This is a genomic window from Porphyromonas sp. CAG:1061 (assembly GCF_000435035.1).
GTDB classification, from domain to species: Bacteria; Bacteroidota; Bacteroidia; order Bacteroidales; family Porphyromonadaceae; genus Porphyromonas_A; species Porphyromonas_A somerae.
In genome coordinates this window covers 2,038-5,254 of sequence record NZ_HF988900.1, presented here as the reverse complement: position 1 = coordinate 5,254, position 3,217 = coordinate 2,038, and the positions used below count along the sequence as shown (strand labels likewise).

Here is a 3,217-nt window from a genome sequence, read left to right as displayed (position 1 = left end):
TTATCCGACCTGTCTGACTCGTCCGACCTGTCCGATAGAGGTACCATAGATAGAGGGGGAATAGTTATCCAGGGAAAGTATTTGTGGCTAAGGAATTTATTGGTATCTTTGCGTGCCGATTATTATCAATGAGAAGATGATTTGCAGTGACAAGGTAGCGGGTACCCACCCTTGTAATAAGGGTATGATTAGCACTCAAGACGCCCACTATCAATGCACATTGCAAGCTTCTAGATTGATTGTAAAACCAAGAAAACAAAGTAAATAACGTGGATACTTTGAGTTATAAGACCATCTCTGCCAACAAAGCAACTGCGCAGAAGGAATGGGTGGTAGTGGATGCCACGGGGCATTCAATGGGTCGCCTAGCTAGTGAGGTAGCTAAGATTTTGAGAGGCAAGCACAAGGCTAGCTTCACTCCTCACGTAGACTGTGGCGACAATGTGATCATTATCAATGCCGAGAAGGCAGTACTTACTGGTGCAAAGTGGACCGAGCGCACTTACCTCAGCTACTCTCTCTACCCAGGTGGGCAGAAGGAGATGTCACCTGAGCGTATGGTGAAGGTACGTGGCTGGGAGGCACTTTACCGCAAGGTGGTAAAGGGTATGCTCCCTAAGAATCGCCTTGGTGCGAAGCTCCTCAACAACCTCTATGTATATGAGGGACCAGACCACAAGCATGAGGCACAGCAACCTCGTACTATTGAAATCAAAACCAGATAAGTAGAAAGATTAAGACATGGAAATTATCAATGCTTTAGGCAGAAGAAAAGCGGCTGTAGCACGTGTCTATCTACGTGCTGGTAGTGGCAAGATCACGATCAATGACAAGGAAATAGAGTCTTACTTCCCCAACCCACTACTACAATTTGTAGTGCGTCAGCCACTAGCAAAGCTAGGGGTAGAGGGTCAGTACGATATCAAGATCAACCTCAAGGGCGGTGGCTACACTGGTCAGAGCGAGGCAGCTCGTCTGGGTATTGCCCGTGCACTTGTAAAGATCAATCCTGAGGACAAGGCTGCACTCAAGGCAGAGGGCTTCATGACCCGCGACCCACGTGCAGTAGAGCGTAAGAAGCCAGGTCAGCCAGGTGCTCGTCGTAAGTTCCAGTTCTCTAAGCGTTAATGCTTTCAGAGGGCTACCTTTCGGCACATTATTAGAGAAGAGAGTATTTCGTTTAGTATCTAAGCTCGGGAGATGGCGGGCCGCACGGTCTACCCTACTCACCCTGCTCGAGGTCAAGACGATTGAAGAATGTAAACGATTTAGACAATAGACACTATGTCAACAAGAGTAAATTTTGACCAGCTGCTAGAGGCTGGAGCGCACTTCGGTCACCTCACCCGTAGGTGGAACCCAGCTATGGCTCCTTATATCTTTATGGAGCGTAACGGCATCCACATTGTAGACCTTCACAAGACTGTAGTGAAGGTAGATGAGGCCGCTGAGGCTCTTAAGAAGATGGCACAGCAAGGTAAGACCATCCTCTTTGTAGGAACCAAGAAGCAGGCACAAGAGGTGCTAGCAGAGAAGGCTCAGGAGTGCGGTATGCCTTATGTAACTGAGCGCTGGCCAGGTGGTATGCTCACCAACTTCCCTACCATCCGCAAGACGGTAAGTAAGATGGACAACATCGATACCATGATCAGCAATGGCACTTTTGAGAACCTCTCAAAGCGTGAGAAGCTACAGATCACTCGTCAGCGTGAGAAGCTGGAGAGAAACTTTGGCTCTATCAAGGATATGAAGAGTATCCCTGGGGCACTATTTGTAGTGGATGTATGCAAGGAGCACATCGCGATCCGCGAGGCACTTCGCCTAGGTATTCCAATCTTTGCTATCTGCGATACCAATGCTAATCCTAAAAACATCGACTATGTGATCCCTGCAAATGACGATGCTACCACTTCTATCGAGGTGATCGTAGGTGCTATGGCAGAGGCAATCAAGGAGGGTGCTATGGAGCGCAAGATTGCTAAGGCCGACGAGAAGGCTGCAGCACAGCAGGCTGAGGCAGAAGGCGAGGAGAGCACTGGACGCCGCCGTGGTGGCAGAGGTGTACGCCGTGAGCGTATCAAGCGTGAGGATAACGACGCTATGAACGCACGCCTAGCTGAGAAGTTTGCCAATAAGGAGTCCGATGAGGATGCTGAGTAAGGTGATTGGAGACTAAGACCAAGCATTAGACGACAGCCCAAGGACTTTGGACAATAGAGCAGCACCTCCATGCCCCGTAGAGCAATCAATACTCCTAGGGCTAGGAGGTGCTTTTTTTGAGACTAAGAATTAATTTATTACGATAAAGAAAGAAGATTATGGCAGTAACGATGCAAGACATCAAGCACCTTCGTGACCTCACTGGTGCTGGTATGATGGACGTAAAGAAGGCTCTTGAAGAGGCTGGTGGCGACCACGATAAGGCGATCGAGATCCTACGTAAGAAGGGTCAGGCGATTGCAGCAAAGCGCTCGGACCGCGAGGCAGCTGAGGGCTGTGTACTTACCCACACTGAGGGTGGCGTGGCTACCCTTGTGGCTCTAAAGTGTGAGACCGACTTTGTGGCTAAGAATGAGGACTTCGTAGCTTTGACTCAAAGCATCCTCAATAAGGCTGTGGCTGAGAAGCCTGCTAACCTGGAGGCTCTTCTAGCTCTTGAGATAGATGGTCGTACCATCGAGGCTCTAATCACCGAGTGCTCTGGCGTAACTGGTGAGAAGATGGAGCTAGGTGCTTACGAGCAAATCTCTGCTCCTGCAGTAGCAGCTTATGTACACGCTGGTAATAAGCTAGGTGTGATCGTGGGATTCAATGAGAACCTTGATGGCGAGCTAGCAAAGGAGATCGCTATGCAGGCAGCATCTATGAACCCAATCGCAGTAGACGAGGCTGGGGTACCTGAGAGCATCAAGCAACAGGAGCTAGAGATCGCTATGGACAAGGCACGCCAGGCTGGTAAGCCTGAGAACCTACTTGAGCGTATCGCTCAGGGCTCTCTATCAAAGTTCTATAAGGAGAACACCCTCCTAAAGCAGGAGTTTGTATTCTCTGAGAGCAAGAAGTCGGTAGAGGAGACGCTTCATGAGGCTTCTAAGTCACTTACTGTAACTGACTTTAAGCGCTTCAACCTCAACCAAGACTAATCCGACTGAGGAAATAGTATTGCGGACGCTTAGGGGATAACCCTAGGCGTCCGCTTTTTTTTGTGACTGATTTG

4 protein-coding genes are annotated in these 3,217 nt (G+C 49.3%); all 4 read left to right on the top strand.

Annotated features, from left to right (window positions below; genetic code table 11):
- Window positions 1-269: 269 nt before the first annotated feature.
- The 4 genes from rplM to tsf all read left to right on the top strand — a co-directional run bounded on the left by rplM (window position 270) and on the right by tsf (window position 3,143).
- Window positions 270-725, top strand: a complete 456-nt coding sequence (gene rplM, locus QVO39_RS03690; protein ID WP_021903060.1) for a 50S ribosomal protein L13 — start codon at window positions 270-272, stop codon at window positions 723-725.
- Window positions 726-741: 16 nt separating this feature from the next.
- On the top strand, window positions 742-1,128 hold the full coding sequence (rpsI, locus tag QVO39_RS03685) for a 30S ribosomal protein S9 (RefSeq protein ID WP_018029211.1): 387 nt from the start codon (window positions 742-744) through the stop codon (window positions 1,126-1,128).
- Window positions 1,129-1,284: 156 nt separating this feature from the next.
- Window positions 1,285-2,160 (top strand): 30S ribosomal protein S2, encoded by an 876-nt coding sequence (gene rpsB / locus QVO39_RS03680; RefSeq protein WP_021903059.1) that lies wholly within the window; start codon window positions 1,285-1,287, stop codon window positions 2,158-2,160.
- 158 nt (window positions 2,161-2,318) lie between these two features.
- Window positions 2,319-3,143 (top strand): translation elongation factor Ts, encoded by an 825-nt coding sequence (gene tsf / locus QVO39_RS03675; protein WP_021903058.1) that lies wholly within the window; start codon window positions 2,319-2,321, stop codon window positions 3,141-3,143.
- Window positions 3,144-3,217: the final 74 nt, after the last annotated feature.